This window comes from Micromonospora sp. NPDC049275, assembly GCF_043197115.1.
GTDB lineage: Bacteria > Actinomycetota > Actinomycetes > Mycobacteriales > Micromonosporaceae > Micromonospora.
Genome location: NZ_JBICSN010000004.1, coordinates 92,306 through 107,078 on the forward strand (window position 1 = coordinate 92,306; position 14,773 = coordinate 107,078).

A 14,773-nucleotide genomic window follows, 5' to 3' on the forward strand; every position below is an offset into this window, starting at 1 on the left:
CCTTCGGCCCACCCCCAGCGGAGTCCCAGCCAGCACCGATAAAATGACGGCATGATCGACTCCTCTGCCCAGGAGGGCAGCAGTAGCCAGCCGGGTCGTGCCCGGCATATCCCCGTCCCGACGGCCACGGGAGCCCTGAGCGACAGGTGCTGATCGTCGTCGGCCTTCTCTTGATCATCGTGCTCACCGCCGCCACCGGTTACTTCGTGGCGCAGGAGTTCGGCTATGTCGCCGTGGACCGGGGCAAGCTGCGCCAGCTCGCCGACGACGGCGACCAGGCCGCCGCCCGGGCCCTCACCGTCACCAGCCGGCTCTCCTTCGTGCTCTCCGGCGCCCAACTCGGCATCACCGTCACCGCCCTGCTGGTCGGCTACGTCGCCGAGCCGTACCTCGGTGGCGGCCTCGCCGACCTGTTCGGCGTGGCCGGCCTCCGCGAGTCGGTAAGCCTGCCGCTGTCGGTGGCGCTGGCCCTGGTCATCGCCACCGTGGTGCAGATGGTCCTCGGCGAGCTGGCCCCGAAGAACCTCGCCATCGCCCGCGCCGTGCCGCTCGCCCGGGCGCTGAGCCGGTCCACCCTCCTCTACCTGGCCGTGGCCGGGCCGGTGATCCGGCTCTTCGACCGCGCGTCGGTACGCCTGCTGCGCCGGGTCGGCATCGAGCCGATCGAGGAGCTGCCCAGCGGCGCCACCCCGGCCGACCTGGAACAGATCATCGCCGAGTCCCGCGAGGAGGGCAGCCTGGACGCCGAGATGTCCACGCTTCTCGACCGGGGGCTCGACTTCCGTGAGCTGACCGCCGGCGAGGCCATGGTGCCGCGCGTCGACGTGCACACCGTCCGGGCGCACGAGCCGGTCAGCCGCGTGGTCGAGCTGCTGGACACCGGCCACTCCCGCTTCCCGGTGCGCGGCGCGGAGGGCGTCGACGACCTGATCGGCATCGTCGGGATCGCCGACGTGCTCGGCGTAGCGCCGGGGGAGCGGGCCACCACCCCGGTGAGCGCGGTGGCGGGGCCGCCGCTGCTCGTACCGGAGACTCTGCCCCTGCCCACGGTGCTGGACCGCCTGCGGTCCGGGCACCGGCAGATGGCCTGCGTGGTGGACGAGTACGGCGGCTTCGCCGGCGTCATCACGCTGGAGGACATCGCGGAGGAGTTGGTCGGCCCGATCCGGGACGAGGACGACCCGCCGGAGCGCGCGCCCGCCCGGCAGGAGGACGGTTCCTGGGTGGTGCCGGCCCGCTGGCGGATCGACGAGGTCGCCGACAGCACCGGCATCGCGCTGCCCGAGGCCCCGGAGTACGACACGCTGTCCGGGTTGGTCATGCGCGAGCTGGGCCGCGTGCCGGAGGTCGGCGACCGGCTGGAGATCAGTCTGCTGCCCGAGGGTGTCGAGGTGGACGACGGCGAGGAGGAGCCGCGCGCCCTGGTCGAGGTGCTCGCAGTGGACCGCCACGTCGCCGACTCGGTACGGCTGCAGCTGAGCACGCCGGGGGTGTCCGCGTGAGCCCCGGCATCGCCCTGTTCAGCTCGGGCATCCTGCTGGCGCTGAACGGGTTCTTCGTGGCCGCCGAGTTCGCCCTGGTGGCGAGCAAGCGGTACCGGCTGGAGCAGGCCGCGGCCAGCGGCGGCCGGGCGGCCCGCGCGGCGCTGGACGGTGTCCGTGAGCTGTCGCTGATGCTGGCCGGGGCGCAGTTGGGCATCACGCTGTGCACCCTGGGGCTCGGCGCGCTGGCCGAGCCGGCGATCGAGCACCTGATCAGCCCGTTGCTGCACGCGGTGGGGCTGCCCGACGCGGCCAGTCACATCGTCGCCCTGGTGTTCGCCCTCGGTCTGGTGACCTTCCTGCACCTGGTGGTGGGGGAAATGGCGCCGAAGTCGTGGGCGATCACCGACGCCGAGCGTTCGGCGACGCTGCTCGCGCTGCCGTTCCGGGCCTTCGCCCGGGTGTCCCGGCCCGTGCTGTCGGCGTTGAACGCGCTTGCCAACGCGGTCCTGCGCCTCGTCGGGGTCAACCAGCAGGATCAGCTGGCCCAGGTGCACGGCCCGGACGAGTTGCGGATGCTGCTGGAGCAGTCCCGCGAGCACGGCCTGCTCGGCGCCGAGCAGCACCAACTGCTCACCAGCATGCTGGAGTTGCAGGGCACCTCGGTGGCGCAGGTGATGGAACCGTTCGCCACCATGGTCACCGTCCGGCGCGAGGACCCGGCCGAGCGCATCGAGCAGGTCAGCCGGGACAGCGGCCGGTCGCGGATGGCGGTCCTGGACACCGCTGGTGACGTCTGTGGCCTGGTGCACGTCCGGGAGGCGGTGCGGGTGGTCACCACCGGCCGCGCCGCCACCGCCGGGGAGCTGATGACGCCGGCGTTCACCCTGCCGGCGACGTCCTCGGTCACCGAGGCGGTGGCCGCGATGCGCGCCCGGCAGTCCCAGCTCGCGCTGGTCCGCAACGGCGGTGGTCCGGCCCGCCCGATCGGCTTCGTCGCCCTGGAGGACCTGCTGGAGGAGGTCATCGGCGAGTTCGACGACGAGACCGACACGGTGCCGCGCGGGCGGCGGTTGCGGTGAGGCGCGCACGTCGGCGGGTCGGCTTTCGGTCGGGGCGGCGGGCGTGAGGTGACCCCGACGGGGTAGGCGCGGTCGGTCCGGGGCCGGCGGGGCCCCGTCCGCGAGGGGGCGCGCGGTGCGGTTGACGGGGGTGTCTCGGGAGTCCGGCGGGACCGGGCTGTCCGTGCGGACCACGCTGCCGAACCCGAGCACCCGCCCGGGTCTGCGTCTGCCGGGGCGGGTGATCCTCGCCGCCGGTCCGGACGACGTGCTCGTACGCCACATCCGGCTCGGCCTGGTCACCACCGTCGAGCCGGACGACCCGGCCGCCCCCCGGCGGCTCGTGCAGTTTCACCAGGTGCCCATCGCCGGGCGGTTCGTCGTGCCGGCGGGTCGTCGGCGGGCTGTCGACTTCGCGCTGCCGCTGCCGTGGGAGACCCCGTTGACCACGTTCGGCGGGGTGCCGTTGCTGAGTCTGCGGATGGGTCTGCGGACCGAGGTGTCCGTCGACCCGGATCTGGACCAGGGGGCCATGGTGCCGGTCCTCGTGCACCCGATCCCCACCCAGCAGCACGTGCTGGCGGCGCTGGCCACGCTGGGCTTCCTGATCCGCCAGGCCGGGTTGCAGGAGGGCGGGCTGCCGGGGGTGGAGCACACCCTGCCGCTGCACCAGCGGTGGGGCTACTGGGTGGGCCCGCTCTACGCCGGCCCGATCACCGAGCTGGAGCTGATCTTCGTGACGAACTCGGCGGGCCTGGAGGTGATCATCTGGCTGGACCGCCGGTTGTCGCTGGCCGGGATCACCCACCAGAGCATCAGCCGGTTCCGGATCTGGCACGCGGACGCCGGGCAGCGGGACTGGATCGCCACGGTGGACGGCTGGATACGTCAGGCGATCAACAGGCACGCCGCGGCCGCCGCGCACGCCGACTGGTCCGCGAACATCAGCGGGTCCGCCCATGTCAGCCGCCACCCCGACGAGCCGATCAAGCCCGGCTACGGCCTGGGCGGCACCGCCGGAGGCGCCGGCGTCGGTGGCGGCGGCTCCGGTGGAGGCGACGGGACCTGACCGGGGTCAGCCGGCGCTGGCGGTGGCGAGCTTGAGGCTGAAGGCGAGGAAGAGGGCCGCCACGGCGGTGGTGCCGCCCACGGCGAGGCGGCGACGCCTGCGGAACTGGGTGGCCAGGAACGTGCCCGCGAAGATCAGCGCGGTCAGGTAGAGCGCGCTGGTGACCTGGGCGATCAGGCCGAGCAGCAGGAACGACAGCGCCGGCCAGGCGTAGTCGGGGTCGACGAACTGGATGAAGAACGAGATGAAGAACAGGATCGCCTTCGGGTTCAGCAGGCTGATCACCAGCGCCTTGCGGAACGGGCTGCGCATCTGCGCCGGCTCCGCGGCGTCGATGAGCCGCGGCGTGCCCGGGTCGTTGCGGTCGCGCCAGCGCCGCGCGGCACCGACCAGCATGGTCACCCCGACATAACCGAGGTACGCGGCACCGGCGTACTTGATCACCAGGAACAGCGGAGGGTACGCCTTGAGCAGTGACGCCACCCCGGCGGCGGAGAGGATCATCAGGACCCCGTCGCCGACGAACACCCCGCCCGCGGCCCGGTAGCCGACGCCCACACCCCGCTTGGCGGCGGTGGAGAGCACGAAGAGCGAGTTCGGCCCGGGCAGCAGGATGATGGCCACGGTGCCCAGCACGTACGTCCAGATGTCGGTGATCCCCAGCACGCCCGCCATCATCACGCCACCGGTGCCGTCCGCAGAAGTCTTTCTCGCAGCCTGGCCTGTGCGTTCGGCCACTCGTCGACTGTCATCGAGTACTGCACGGTGTCCCGCCACGAGCCGTCGGGGCGTTGCCGGTGCATCCGCAGCACACCCTCCCGGGTCGCGCCGAGTCGCTCGATGGCGGCCTGGGAGCGAGCGTTGCGGATGTCGGTGTGCCAGACGACCCGCACCGCGCCCAGGTCGTCGAAGGCCCGTCCGAGCAGCAGCAGCTTGGCCTCGGTGTTGATCCCGGTACGCCACCACGGTCGGCCGAGCCAGGTGTGCCCGATCCCCACCGACCGCCGCTCCGGGTCGATCTCGTAGTAGGACGTGGTGCCGACGACCGCCCCGGTCACCGCGCACCGCTGCACCCAGGGCACCCGCTCGCCGCGGTGGCATGCGCTCAGGTAGGCCTCGATGACGTTACCCATCTCGGTCGCGTCGACCGGTTGCCGCCCACCGAGGTGCTGCCACACCTCTGGGTCGGTGGTGGCGGCGTACAGATCTTCGGCGTGGCTCGGGGCGAGCGGCTCCAGCAGGACGTGCTCGCCGCGCAGCGGGGCCGGGTCGTGCCAGGGCGTGTGCGCCGACCGCAGGTACGCCGGCAGCGGCGCGGTGACCCCGGCGGCGGGTTGCGGCAGGCCGGCGGTCAGCCGCAGCGGCAGTACGCCGGCCCAGTGCGGCAGGTGCAGGTCTGCCTCGTCCTCGCGGACCCCGCCGGTGCGGGACCGGACGGACACCTCGCGCAGCGGCAGCGCCAGCACGGCGGTCTCGGCCAGTTCGCGGCGGTTCGGCGGGCGGCTGTCCGCGCTGCGCCCCGCGCCCACCTTCTCGACGAGCGCGGTGAGCATGGCGCTCTTCTCACGCTCGTCGGTGACCAGGTGGGCGGTGCCGAGCGCCACCACCGAGCGGTAGTTGGCGCTGTGGTGGAACTGCGAGCGGGCGTAGACCAGCCCGTCGAGCAGTGTCACCGTGACGCAGACTTCCAGCCCGTCGCCCCGGGCGGCGAGCAGCGGCCGGCTGCCGGTGGACCCGTGCAGGTAGAGGGTGTCACCGATACGGACGTGCAGGGTGGGGAGCACCCGGGGCTCGCCGTCGACTGTGAAGCCGAGCGCGCAGTGGTACGCCTCGTCGAGCACGGCGTGTGCCGCCTCGCGGTCGTAACTCATCCGGTCGCGCGAGCGGGTGGGGGTGGTCCGGGCGGTGGGTGGGTACATCGACGCCCCTTTGTTCTAGTACAATCTCTTGTTTGTGTCAGCACGCTATCAGTTGAGTGGGACGACGGCCGTCGCGATTTCGGCAAGCATCGAGTCGGGCATCCGTACCGGCGCGCTGTCACCAGGTGCCGCCCTGCCGCCGGTGCGGGCCCTCGCCGCCGAGTTGGGCGTCAGCCCTGCCACCGTGGCCCGCGCCTACCAGGAGCTGCGCCAGCGTGGGGTGCTGTCCACCGCCGGCCGGCACGGCACCCGCGTCCGCCCGCGCCCGCCGGTGGCCGCCCGCCGCTCCGCGCTGCGCCCCGCGCCGCTGCCCGGTGCCCGCGACCTGTCCCGGGGTGAGCCCGACCCCCGGCTGCTGCCCCCGATCGGCAGGCACCTGGCCGCCATGGCCGCCGACGCCGGTCCACCGGTCGGCTACTCGCAGGCCGGCGTGCTTCCGGAGCTGGCCGAGGCCGCCCGTGCCCGGTTGAGCGCCGACGGCGTGCCCGTCGGGGACCTCACCCTGACCGGCGGCGCGCTGGACGGCATCGAACGGCTGCTCGGCGCCCACCTGCGTCCCGGCGACGCGGTGGCGGTGGAGGATCCCGGTTGGGCCAACCTGCTCGACCTGGTCGCCGCCCTCGGGCTACGGCCGATCGGCGTGCCGCTGGACGACGACGGTCCACTGGTGGCCGGCGTGGCGGCCGCGCTGACCGCCGGAGCGCGGGCACTTGTGGTCACCAGCCGGGCGCAGAACCCGACGGGCGCCGCCGTCTCCGCCGCCCGCGCCGAGGAGCTGCGCGCGCTGCTCGCCGGCCGGCGGGACCTGCTGCTCATCGAGGACGACCACGCCGCCGAGCTGGCCCGCGTACCCCTGCACCCGCTGGCCGGCGTGACCGGAAGCTGGGCCTTCGTGCGGTCGGTGAGCAAGCCCTTCGGTCCGGACCTGCGGCTGGCGGTGCTGGCCGGCGACGAGACCACGGTGGCCCGGGTGACCGGCCGGACGCGGGTCGGCGCCGGCTGGGTGTCCACAGTTCTGCAACGGCTGGTGCTCGCCCTCTGGCGGGACCAGGCTGTCGACGAACTGGTGCGACGGGCGGCGCAGAGCTACGAGCTGCGGCGCGAGGGCCTGATCGAGGCGCTCGCCGCGCACGGCCTGACCGCGCACGGCCGCAGCGGCATCAACGTCTGGCTGCCGGTGCCGGACGAGACCAGCGCGGTCACCGCGTTGCGGGACGCCGGCTGGGCGGTGGCGCCCGGCGCCCTCTACCGGATCGCCGCCCCGCCCGCCCTGCGCATCACCGTCAGTTCGCTGGCCGTCGAGGAGTTGACCCCGCTGGCCGTCGCGCTGGCCCGCGCCGTCGATCCCTCCCCTCCGTCGGGCTTCGCCACCTGACCTGCCGCGAACCTTCCTTCGGTAAAAGGGTGAATCGCGACGATTCGGAGCGAGTGGGATGGGTATGCGGGCCGCCGGAGGTGCCTGACCATGGCTGCAAACGGAAACCGTAGGGGACTGTGGATCGCGATCGCGGTCGCCATCATCGTGATCATCATCGTGCTGATCGCCATCGCGTCCTGCGGCGGCGGCGGGGGCGGCAACGGGTACTGACGCGGGACGTACCCGGCAGGCGATATCGAACGGGTATATAACAGTCGGCATGGCCGAGCAGACCGACAACGCTCCCGGCGCGCAGCGCTTCATCCCGCCCGGCGCCGACACCATCGCCGAGCTGCGCACGGCAGCGGGCGGTTGTCGGGGCTGCGAGCTGTATCGGGACGCCACGCAGACCGTCTTCGGCCGGGGCGACGAAAGCGCCCGCGTGGTGCTCGTCGGGGAGCAGCCCGGCGACATGGAGGACCAGAAGGGCCTGCCGTTCGTCGGTCCCGCCGGTCGGCTGTTGCGCAAGGCCGTCGACGACGCCGGGCTCGACCCCGCGCAGATCTACCTGACCAACGCGGTGAAGCACTTCCGTTTCGAGCTGCGTGGCAAGCGGCGCATCCACCAGACCCCGGACCGGGTGCACATCACCGCCTGCCGGCCATGGCTGGTCGCCGAGTTCGCCCGGCTCGACCCGGAGATCGTCGTGGTGCTCGGCGCGACCGCCGCGAAGGCGTTGCTCGGCCCGTCCTTCCGGGTGACGAGACAGCGCGGCGAGCTGCTGCCCTGGCCCGCGTCCGCCCAGCACCCGGAGGACTTCATCCAGGTGCCGGTGGACAGCGCCGGAGAGCGGGCCGACGCCCCGCCGGCCCGGCTACTGGCGACCATCCACCCGTCCGCCGTGCTGCGCGCAGACGACCAGGACAAGGCGTACGAGGGTCTCGTCGCCGACCTCACCGTGGCGGCCCGCGCCCTCGCCGGCTGACCGTGCTCGGCGTACCCCCGCTGACCTGAGCGTCGTGCCTGTCGGAAACCGCCGCGACCGGCGGGCCGGGAGGCGATACCTGCCGGAAACGGCGTTGCGAGATCCACGTAACAGGTCCTCTGCAGACTCACGTGAGTCGATCTTGTAGGGGAGGCGTTCATGAGCGATCAGACGCAGTCGACGGTGAGCCGGCGCGGGTTCCTGCGCGCGGTCGGGGTCAGCGGCGGTGCCGGTGCGATGCTCGCCACGATGGGAGCCATGGGTCTCGCGCCCAGCGCCGCCGCGTCGGTGACACCGGCGTTCCGGGCGCCCGAGCGGTCCGACTTCACCCTGACCGGGCGGGCGGGAGCCAGCGTCGTCGTGCTCGGCGGTGGCATCGCGGGGCTCACCACCGCGTACGAGCTGGGCAAGGCGGGCTACCACTGCACGATCCTGGAGGCGCGGCACCGCGTCGGCGGACGGAACCTGACCATCCGTGGCGGCGACGTCGAGACCGACCTCGACGGGCACACCCAGCGGGCCGGCTTCTCCGACGGCGTCTACTTCAACGCCGGCCCGGGCCGGATCGCACAGTGGATGGTCACCATGGACTACTGCCGGGAACTCGGCGTACCCATCGAGGTCTTCACCAACCAGAACGCCGACGCCTGGATCTACAACGAGTCCGCCGGGATGACCGAGCCGATCCGCTACCGCACCGCCAAGGCCGACGTGTACGGCTACGTCTCGGAGCTGCTCGCGAAGGCCACCGACCAGGGCGCGCTGGACGCGCGGCTCACCACCGAGGACCGGGACCGGCTGCTGTCGTTCCTGCAGAGCTTCGGCGCGATCGGTGGACGTACCAGCGACTGGGCGTACGCCGGGACCAACCGTCGCGGCTTCTCCGCGTACCCCGGCGCCGGGAACGAGGTGGGAACGCTGCTCGGCGCGCCGCCCGCGCTGTCCGACGTCTTCGCGAGCAACGTGGGCCGGTACTTCTCCTTCGAGTTCGGCTACGACCAGGCCATGCTGATGTTCCAGCCGGTCGGGGGGATGGACCAGATCCCACGTGCCCTCGCCAAGGCCGTGGGCGGGCACCGGATCCGACTCGACGCCGAGGTGACAGGCGTGACCGACCGGGGCAGCCGCGTCGAGGTGACCTACCGGCAGGGCGGCCGGCAGTCGCAGATCACCGCCGACTACTGCGTGGCCGCGCTGCCGCCGCACCTGATGGCCCGCGTGCCACACAACCTCGGCGCCGGGGTGACCGCCGCCCTGGCCGACTTCCCGGTCACCGCCGCCGGCAAGATCGGCCTGGAGTACCGCAGCCGCTGGTGGGAGACCGACCAGCGGATCTACGGCGGCATCACCGAGACCGATCTGGACCTGTCGCACATCTGGTACCCGTCCTACGGCTTCCACGGCAAGCGCGGCCTTGTCGTCGGCTACTACAACACCGGGGCGAACGCCAGGACGTACAGCGGGCTCACCCCCGAGCAGCGCCGGGAGCGGGCGGTCAGCCAGGGCGTGAAGATCCACGGCGACAAGTACCGCAGCGAGCTGGTCACCTCGTACTCCCACGCCTGGGACCGCACCCCCTACATCGAGGGCGCCTGGACCTCGCCCCGCTACGGCACGGCCGGATACAACCTGCTGCTCCAACCGGCCGGACGGGTCTACTTCGCCGGGGACTGGCTGAGCCACGAGGTGGCCTGGCAGCACGGCGCGTTCGTGGCGGCCCGTTCGGCGGTGTCCGCGCTGCACCAGCGGGTGATGGCGGGCTGATCGACAACGCCGTACGCCGTCCAGATCTTGGACAGTTTCCGTTACGCCGTAACGGAAACTGTCCAAGATTGACAGTGCGTGGCGGATCGCCAGGGTGGGTAACGGGCGTCGATGGATGTTGACAACGAGGAGCGTCGTGCGGGTGCGCCCGGCAGCGGCGCGCCACCTGGGCGGCGCTGCTGCTTGTCCTGGGTGTGTGCCTCGGGCTGGTCCTGCTCGCTCTGCTCGGGGCGGACAACGAGGGCTTCGCGGTGGTCTTCGGCCTTGTTGCCGCGGTCAGCGGGACCGTCGCCGCGATCACCCTGACCCGGACCCGTCGGCTGGCGTCCCTGCTGGCCCCGCCCAACCCGCCGGGAACACCATGATCGCGGGGTGAGGGCGATCCGGTCGTCTGTTCGGCTGTCGGCAAAACCCACTGCCGCTTGTCGGTTCGGGTGCGCGAGGATGAGTCACCCCCTTCCGACAGGAGCGCCGATGGCGACCGACCTGACCGCGCCGCGTACCGCCGCCCAGCCCGACGTCGCGTCGATCCAGCGGCGTACCCTGCGGCTGCTCTTCACCACCCAGATCATCGGCGGCATCGGTGTGACGATCGGCATCTCCGTCGGCGCGTTGCTCGCCGCCCGCGTCGCCGGCACCGCGGTGGCGGGCGTCGCGCAGAGCGCCGGAGTGGTCGGTGCGGCGCTGCTCGCCGTCCCGGTCACCCGGATCATGACGAGGCACGGCCGTCGTCCCGGCCTGGTGCTGGCGTACGCGGTGGGCGCCGTCGGTGGCGTCCTGGTGGTGCTGGCGGCTGCCACCCGCTCGGTGCCGCTGCTCTTTCTGGGCATGCTGCTCTTCGGCGGTGGCACCGCAGCGAACCTGCAGGCCCGTTACACGGCGGTGGACCTCGCCGAGCCGGCCCGCCGAGGGCGCCAGCTCTCCCTGATCGTCTGGGCCACCACCATCGGGGCGGTGGCCGCGCCGAACTTCGCCGCCCTGGCCGACCGGGTCACCACCGGCTGGGGGCTGCCCCCGCTGGCCGGCCCGTTCGCGTTCAGCGCTGCCGCGTTCGTGCTGGCTGCCGTCGTACTCCTCGGGTTGCTCCGGCCCGACCCGCTGCTCACGGCGCGGCGGCTCGCGTCGGCCGACGCGCCGGCGACCGCCGTGGCGGCCGAGGCGCCGGCGGCAGGTGGCGGCGCGACGCCGGCCGCCGCGCCGGTCAAGGTGCGCGCGCCGCGCGGCGCCGGCATGCGGCTGGCCTGGTCTGTGGTACGCGGACAGCCCGCCGCCCGACTCGGCATCGCCGCCGTGGCGATCGGTCACCTGGTGATGGTGGCGGTGATGGCGATGACCCCGGTCCGGCTCGGTGAGTCGCACGCCGACGCCGACGTGCTGCGGCTGGTCGGGATCGTGTTGAGCCTGCACATCGCCGGCATGTACGCGTTCTCCCCGGTGGTGGGCTGGCTCACCGACCGGCTCGGCCGGCGGGCGGTGATCCTCGGTGGGGTCGGGCTGCTGCTGGCCGCCTGCGCGGTCGCCGGCACCGCCGGGCACCACACGCCCCGGCTCTCGGTCGGTCTGGTCCTGCTCGGGCTGGGCTGGTCGGGGACGATGGTGGCCGGCTCGACGCTGCTCTCCGAGTCGGTGTCGGCAGGTGTGCGGCCCAGCGTCCAGGGGTTCTCCGACCTGATCATGGGGTTGGCGGGGGCCAGCGCCGCGGTGCTCAGCGGGTTTGTCATGCAGCTCGCCGGTTATCCGGTGCTCACCCTGCTCGCGGCGGTCGCGACAGTGCCCCTGGTGGCGCTAGCGTTGCGCCCGGTGCCGACGGGGGCACCGGGCGAGGAGGGTTGATCACGTGCGGCTGACGGACTTCTGGGCGCGGCTGGAGGAGGCGTTCGGGCCGGGCTACGCGGCCAGCATCGCCCGCGACCAGGTGCTGTCCCAGCTCCATGGGCGGACCATCGAGCAGGCGCTGTCGTCGGGGGAGCAGACGCACGTGGTGTGGCGGGCGGTCTGCGCCGCGTACCCCGACCGCGTGCCCGCCCGACTACGCTGAGCAGCCTTCTCGCCGGTTCCGCGTGTCGCTTGTCGAGTCGTACACCTGTTCGGCTATTGTCCACAGCGGGGTGCTCGTCCACAGCTCGCGGCCCGTCGGCTGGTTTTCTGTCGGACCCAGCGCCTAGCGTGTCTCGCGTGACGAGAAGCTCAGCAGGAAAGACGCCGGCGAAGGCAGGGGTGGCAACGATGGCAGCAGGTCCTGACCGGGAGAAGGCGCTCGACCTTGCTCTCGCTCAGATTGACAAGCAATTCGGCAAGGGCTCGGTGATGCGGCTGGGCGACCGGCCGGTTGTCCAGACCGCGATCATTCCGACCGGGTCCATCGCGCTCGACGTGGCGCTGGGCATCGGTGGTCTGCCCCGTGGCCGGGTGGTCGAGATCTACGGCCCGGAGTCCAGCGGTAAGACGACTGTGGCTCTGCACGCGGTGGCCAACGCCCAACGCAACGGCGGCATCGCCGCCTTCATCGACGCCGAGCACGCGCTCGACCCGGAGTACGCGAAGGCCCTGGGCGTCGACACCGACGCGATGCTGGTCTCGCAGCCGGACACGGGCGAGCAGGCGCTGGAAATCGCGGACATGCTGATCCGTTCCGGCGCTCTGGACATCATCGTGATCGACTCGGTGGCGGCCCTCGTGCCGCGCGCCGAGATCGAGGGCGAGATGGGCGACAGCCACGTGGGCCTCCAGGCCCGGCTGATGAGCCAGGCACTCCGGAAGATCACCGGTGTGCTCAGCAACACCGGCACCACGGCGATCTTCATCAACCAGCTGCGCGAAAAGATCGGCGTCATGTTCGGCAGCCCGGAGACCACCACCGGTGGTCGGGCGCTGAAGTTCTACGCCTCGGTCCGGCTCGACGTGCGACGCATCGAGAGCCTCAAGGACGGCACCGACGTGGTCGGTAACCGCACCCGGGTCAAGGTCGTGAAGAACAAGGTCGCCGCGCCGTTCAAGCAGGCCGAGTTCGACATCATGTACGGCAAGGGCATCTCGCGTGAGGGCTCGCTTATCGACGTCGGCGTGGAGCAGGCGATCATCCGCAAGTCCGGAGCGTGGTACACGTACGACGGCGACCAGCTCGGCCAGGGCAAGGAGAAGGCCCGGGAGTTCCTGAAGGAAAACCCGGACGTGGCCGCCGAGATCGAGAAGAAGATCCTGGAGAAGCTCGGCGTCGGGGTCGGCGCGGGTGACGCCGCCGGTGGCCCGGAGCTGCCGCCTGTCGACTTCTGATCGGTCGCTGACCAGTGGCAGGACGACGCGCCCGTACGGGACGGGGCTGGGATGCCAGCCCATCCCGTACGGGCGACGCCACCGATCCTCCCCGCCCTCGCCGGGGTCGCCGGGGGGCCGAGCAGCAGCAGAGCGACGAGCCGCAGTCCCCGCCTCGTGACGAGTCGGAGGTGGCTCGCGAGATCTGCCTGCGCCAGCTCGCCGTCCGACCCCGTACCCGGGCCGAGCTGGCCGATGCGTTGGCCAAGCGGGGCATCTCCGAAGAGGTCTCGGCCGAGGTGCTCGACCGCTACGACGAGGTCGGCATCATCGACGACGCCGCGTTCGCCCGCGCCTGGGTGTCCAGCCGGCACACCGGTCGCGGCCTGGCCCGTCGGGCGCTCGCCAACGAGCTGCGCCGAAAGGGCGTCGACGGTGAGGTGGCCACCGAGGCGCTGGGCGAGCTGGACGAGGAGACCGAGGCGGCGACCGCCCGCGCTCTGGTGGACCGCAAACTGCGTACCGCCCGGGGTGAGCCCGACGCGGTCTTCCGCCGCCTGGTCGGGATGCTGGCCCGCAAGGGCTATCCGCCCGGCGTGGCCATCCGCGCGGTGAAGGACGCGCTCGCCGCGCAGAGCGCCGAGGCGGCCGAGTTCGCCGAGCAGATCGACGCCGACGCGCTCGCCGACGCCGAGGGCGATCTGGAGCGCGACAACCGTCCGCTCGACTGAGCGGCGCGACGGGTGCGATGGGGGTGACCCGATGCTGAAGGCGTGTCTGAACGGCCAGCGCAGCCGTGCGGCCCATCCGGCCGTGCCGGTGACCCCGAGGGAGTTGGCCGCCGACGCGGCCCGCTGCGCCGCGCTGGGCGTCGCGGCCGTGCACGTCCATCCCCGGGACGCGGCAGGCGTCGAGTCGCTGCGCCCGGCGGTGATCGCCGACGCGCTGACCGCGATCCGTGCGGCCCGTCCGGGGCTGCCGGTGGGGGTGAGCACCGGCGCCTGGATCGAACCGGATCCGGCAGCCCGGGTGGCCGCCGTCCGGGCCTGGCCGGTGCTGCCCGACTTCGCCTCCGTCAACGCGCACGAGCCCGGCGCCGAGGCGGTGGCCTCCGCGCTGCACGAGCGCGGTGTGCTTGTCGAGGTGGGGCTCTGGACACTCGACGCCGTCGAGGCGTACCGGTCCTGGCGGGTGCCGGTCGGCCGGATCCTCGTCGAGTGCATGGCCGATGCGGCGCCTGTCGCGTTGGCCGATGCGGCGCGGATCCTCGCCGCGCTACAGCCGCCGTCCACGGGGCTGCCCGCCGCGCCACCGTCGACGGGGGTCCCCGCCGCTTCGGCGCCGGAGGCGCGGTCAGTGGGGATCGGCCCGCCGGTGCTGCTGCACGCCGAGGGTCCGGCAACCTGGGCGGTGCTCGCCGAGGCGGTCAGCCGTGGGCTGCACACTCGGATCGGGCTGGAGGACACGCTCCTGTTGCCCGACGGCGCACCGACACCGGGCAACGCCGCGCTGGTGAGCGCCGCGCTGGCGGCCGGCGCTGGCTGAGCTGCTGGCGTCCTTCGCCCGATCCAGGATCGAGCACGATCTTGAAGTGGGTCACGGCGCGTCGCGCGGTTGTTGCCGAACCCGGGTCACTGTTGTCACACAGTCGGCTCGGCGGATGGCGTCCTCGTCGCTGAACAGGTACGACATCCGGATCGACGCCCGTCAGCTCGCCGCGTTTGTCCCCCGTTGTCCGCAACGACATCAGCGTTGGGTGACGCTACAACTTCGCTCCGTTCGGGGGGTTTGATCATGAGTCCTTGACCAGACCACCCTCGGCGACCTAGCCTCGCCATACAGGCTCACATTGCCCGACCAGCGCAGGCTAAGCGCACAACATAGA

15 protein-coding genes are annotated in these 14,773 nt (G+C 72.5%); 13 read left to right on the top strand and 2 right to left on the bottom strand.

The window, feature by feature from the left end:
- Window positions 1–146: 146 nt before the first annotated feature.
- The 3 genes from ACGFIE_RS15185 to ACGFIE_RS15195 all read left to right on the top strand — a co-directional run bounded on the left by ACGFIE_RS15185 (window position 147) and on the right by ACGFIE_RS15195 (window position 3,611).
- Complete coding sequence (locus ACGFIE_RS15185; RefSeq protein WP_393294793.1) at window positions 147–1,502, top strand: hemolysin family protein; 1,356 nt, start codon at window positions 147–149, stop codon at window positions 1,500–1,502.
- Window positions 1,499–2,563, top strand: a complete 1,065-nt coding sequence (locus ACGFIE_RS15190; protein ID WP_393294795.1) for a hemolysin family protein — start codon at window positions 1,499–1,501, stop codon at window positions 2,561–2,563. Before ACGFIE_RS15185 ends, ACGFIE_RS15190 begins: the two co-directional genes overlap by 4 nt.
- 115 nt (window positions 2,564–2,678) lie before the next feature.
- Complete coding sequence (locus ACGFIE_RS15195) at window positions 2,679–3,611, top strand: sporulation protein (protein WP_393294797.1); 933 nt, start codon at window positions 2,679–2,681, stop codon at window positions 3,609–3,611.
- Between the two features lie 6 nt (window positions 3,612–3,617).
- Here the strand turns inward: ACGFIE_RS15195 and leuE are convergent, their stop codons facing one another.
- Window positions 3,618–4,289 (bottom strand): leucine efflux protein LeuE, encoded by a 672-nt coding sequence (gene leuE, locus ACGFIE_RS15200; RefSeq protein ID WP_393294799.1) that lies wholly within the window; start codon window positions 4,287–4,289, stop codon window positions 3,618–3,620.
- Window positions 4,289–5,530 carry a bifunctional pyridoxamine 5'-phosphate oxidase family protein/GNAT family N-acetyltransferase gene (locus tag ACGFIE_RS15205; RefSeq protein WP_393294801.1) on the bottom strand — a complete coding sequence of 414 codons (1,242 nt, stop codon included), beginning with the start codon at window positions 5,528–5,530 and terminating at the stop codon, window positions 4,289–4,291. The genes leuE and ACGFIE_RS15205 overlap by 1 nt, the downstream gene beginning before the upstream one ends.
- 34 nt (window positions 5,531–5,564) lie before the next feature.
- Here ACGFIE_RS15205 and ACGFIE_RS15210 point away from each other — a divergent pair, with 34 nt between their 5' ends.
- The 10 genes from ACGFIE_RS15210 to ACGFIE_RS15255 all read left to right on the top strand — a co-directional run bounded on the left by ACGFIE_RS15210 (window position 5,565) and on the right by ACGFIE_RS15255 (window position 14,433).
- Complete coding sequence (locus ACGFIE_RS15210; RefSeq protein WP_393294803.1) at window positions 5,565–6,905, top strand: aminotransferase class I/II-fold pyridoxal phosphate-dependent enzyme; 1,341 nt, start codon at window positions 5,565–5,567, stop codon at window positions 6,903–6,905.
- A gap of 90 nt (window positions 6,906–6,995) precedes the next feature.
- The gene (locus tag ACGFIE_RS15215) at window positions 6,996–7,118 is read left to right on the top strand and encodes a hypothetical protein (protein ID WP_363689031.1); all 123 of its coding nucleotides are present in this window, start codon (window positions 6,996–6,998) and stop codon (window positions 7,116–7,118) included.
- A gap of 49 nt (window positions 7,119–7,167) precedes the next feature.
- Entirely contained in the window at window positions 7,168–7,872 is a 705-nt protein-coding gene (locus ACGFIE_RS15220) for a UdgX family uracil-DNA binding protein (protein WP_393294805.1), read from the top strand.
- 159 nt (window positions 7,873–8,031) lie between these two features.
- Window positions 8,032–9,636 (top strand): FAD-dependent oxidoreductase, encoded by a 1,605-nt coding sequence (locus ACGFIE_RS15225; protein WP_393294807.1) that lies wholly within the window; start codon window positions 8,032–8,034, stop codon window positions 9,634–9,636.
- Between the two features lie 194 nt (window positions 9,637–9,830).
- Complete coding sequence (locus ACGFIE_RS15230) at window positions 9,831–10,001, top strand: hypothetical protein (protein ID WP_393294809.1); 171 nt, start codon at window positions 9,831–9,833, stop codon at window positions 9,999–10,001.
- A gap of 109 nt (window positions 10,002–10,110) precedes the next feature.
- Window positions 10,111–11,469, top strand: coding sequence for an MFS transporter (locus tag ACGFIE_RS15235; RefSeq protein ID WP_393294811.1), 1,359 nt, complete (start codon window positions 10,111–10,113; stop codon window positions 11,467–11,469).
- A 4-nt stretch (window positions 11,470–11,473) separates the two neighbouring features.
- A complete protein-coding gene (locus tag ACGFIE_RS15240; protein WP_007456799.1) occupies window positions 11,474–11,674 on the top strand; it encodes a DUF3046 domain-containing protein in 201 nt (66 codons plus the stop codon).
- Window positions 11,675–11,862: 188 nt separating this feature from the next.
- Entirely contained in the window at window positions 11,863–12,909 is a 1,047-nt protein-coding gene (gene recA, locus ACGFIE_RS15245) for a recombinase RecA (RefSeq protein ID WP_007456801.1), read from the top strand.
- Window positions 12,910–12,923: 14 nt separating this feature from the next.
- Window positions 12,924–13,619, top strand: a complete 696-nt coding sequence (locus ACGFIE_RS15250) for a regulatory protein RecX (RefSeq protein ID WP_393294814.1) — start codon at window positions 12,924–12,926, stop codon at window positions 13,617–13,619.
- Window positions 13,620–13,650: 31 nt separating this feature from the next.
- Window positions 13,651–14,433 carry a 3-keto-5-aminohexanoate cleavage protein gene (locus tag ACGFIE_RS15255; RefSeq protein ID WP_393294816.1) on the top strand — a complete coding sequence of 261 codons (783 nt, stop codon included), beginning with the start codon at window positions 13,651–13,653 and terminating at the stop codon, window positions 14,431–14,433.
- The last annotated feature ends 340 nt before the right edge of the window (window positions 14,434–14,773 follow it).

Bases quoted from the DNA above. Each gene is read 5' to 3' on its own strand.
- ACGFIE_RS15205 (WP_393294801.1), bottom strand. From the start codon at position 5,530: ATGTACCCACCCACCGCCCGGACCACCCCCACCCGCTCGCGCGACCGG.
- recA (WP_007456801.1), top strand. From the start codon at position 11,863: ATGGCAGCAGGTCCTGACCGGGAGAAGGCGCTCGACCTTGCTCTCGCT.
- ACGFIE_RS15225 (WP_393294807.1), top strand. From the start codon at position 8,032: ATGAGCGATCAGACGCAGTCGACGGTGAGCCGGCGCGGGTTCCTGCGC.
- ACGFIE_RS15235 (WP_393294811.1), top strand. From the start codon at position 10,111: ATGGCGACCGACCTGACCGCGCCGCGTACCGCCGCCCAGCCCGACGTC.
- ACGFIE_RS15215 (WP_363689031.1), top strand. From the start codon at position 6,996: ATGGCTGCAAACGGAAACCGTAGGGGACTGTGGATCGCGATCGCGGTC.
- ACGFIE_RS15255 (WP_393294816.1), top strand. From the start codon at position 13,651: ATGCTGAAGGCGTGTCTGAACGGCCAGCGCAGCCGTGCGGCCCATCCG.
- leuE (WP_393294799.1), bottom strand. From the start codon at position 4,289: ATGATGGCGGGCGTGCTGGGGATCACCGACATCTGGACGTACGTGCTG.
- ACGFIE_RS15220 (WP_393294805.1), top strand. From the start codon at position 7,168: ATGGCCGAGCAGACCGACAACGCTCCCGGCGCGCAGCGCTTCATCCCG.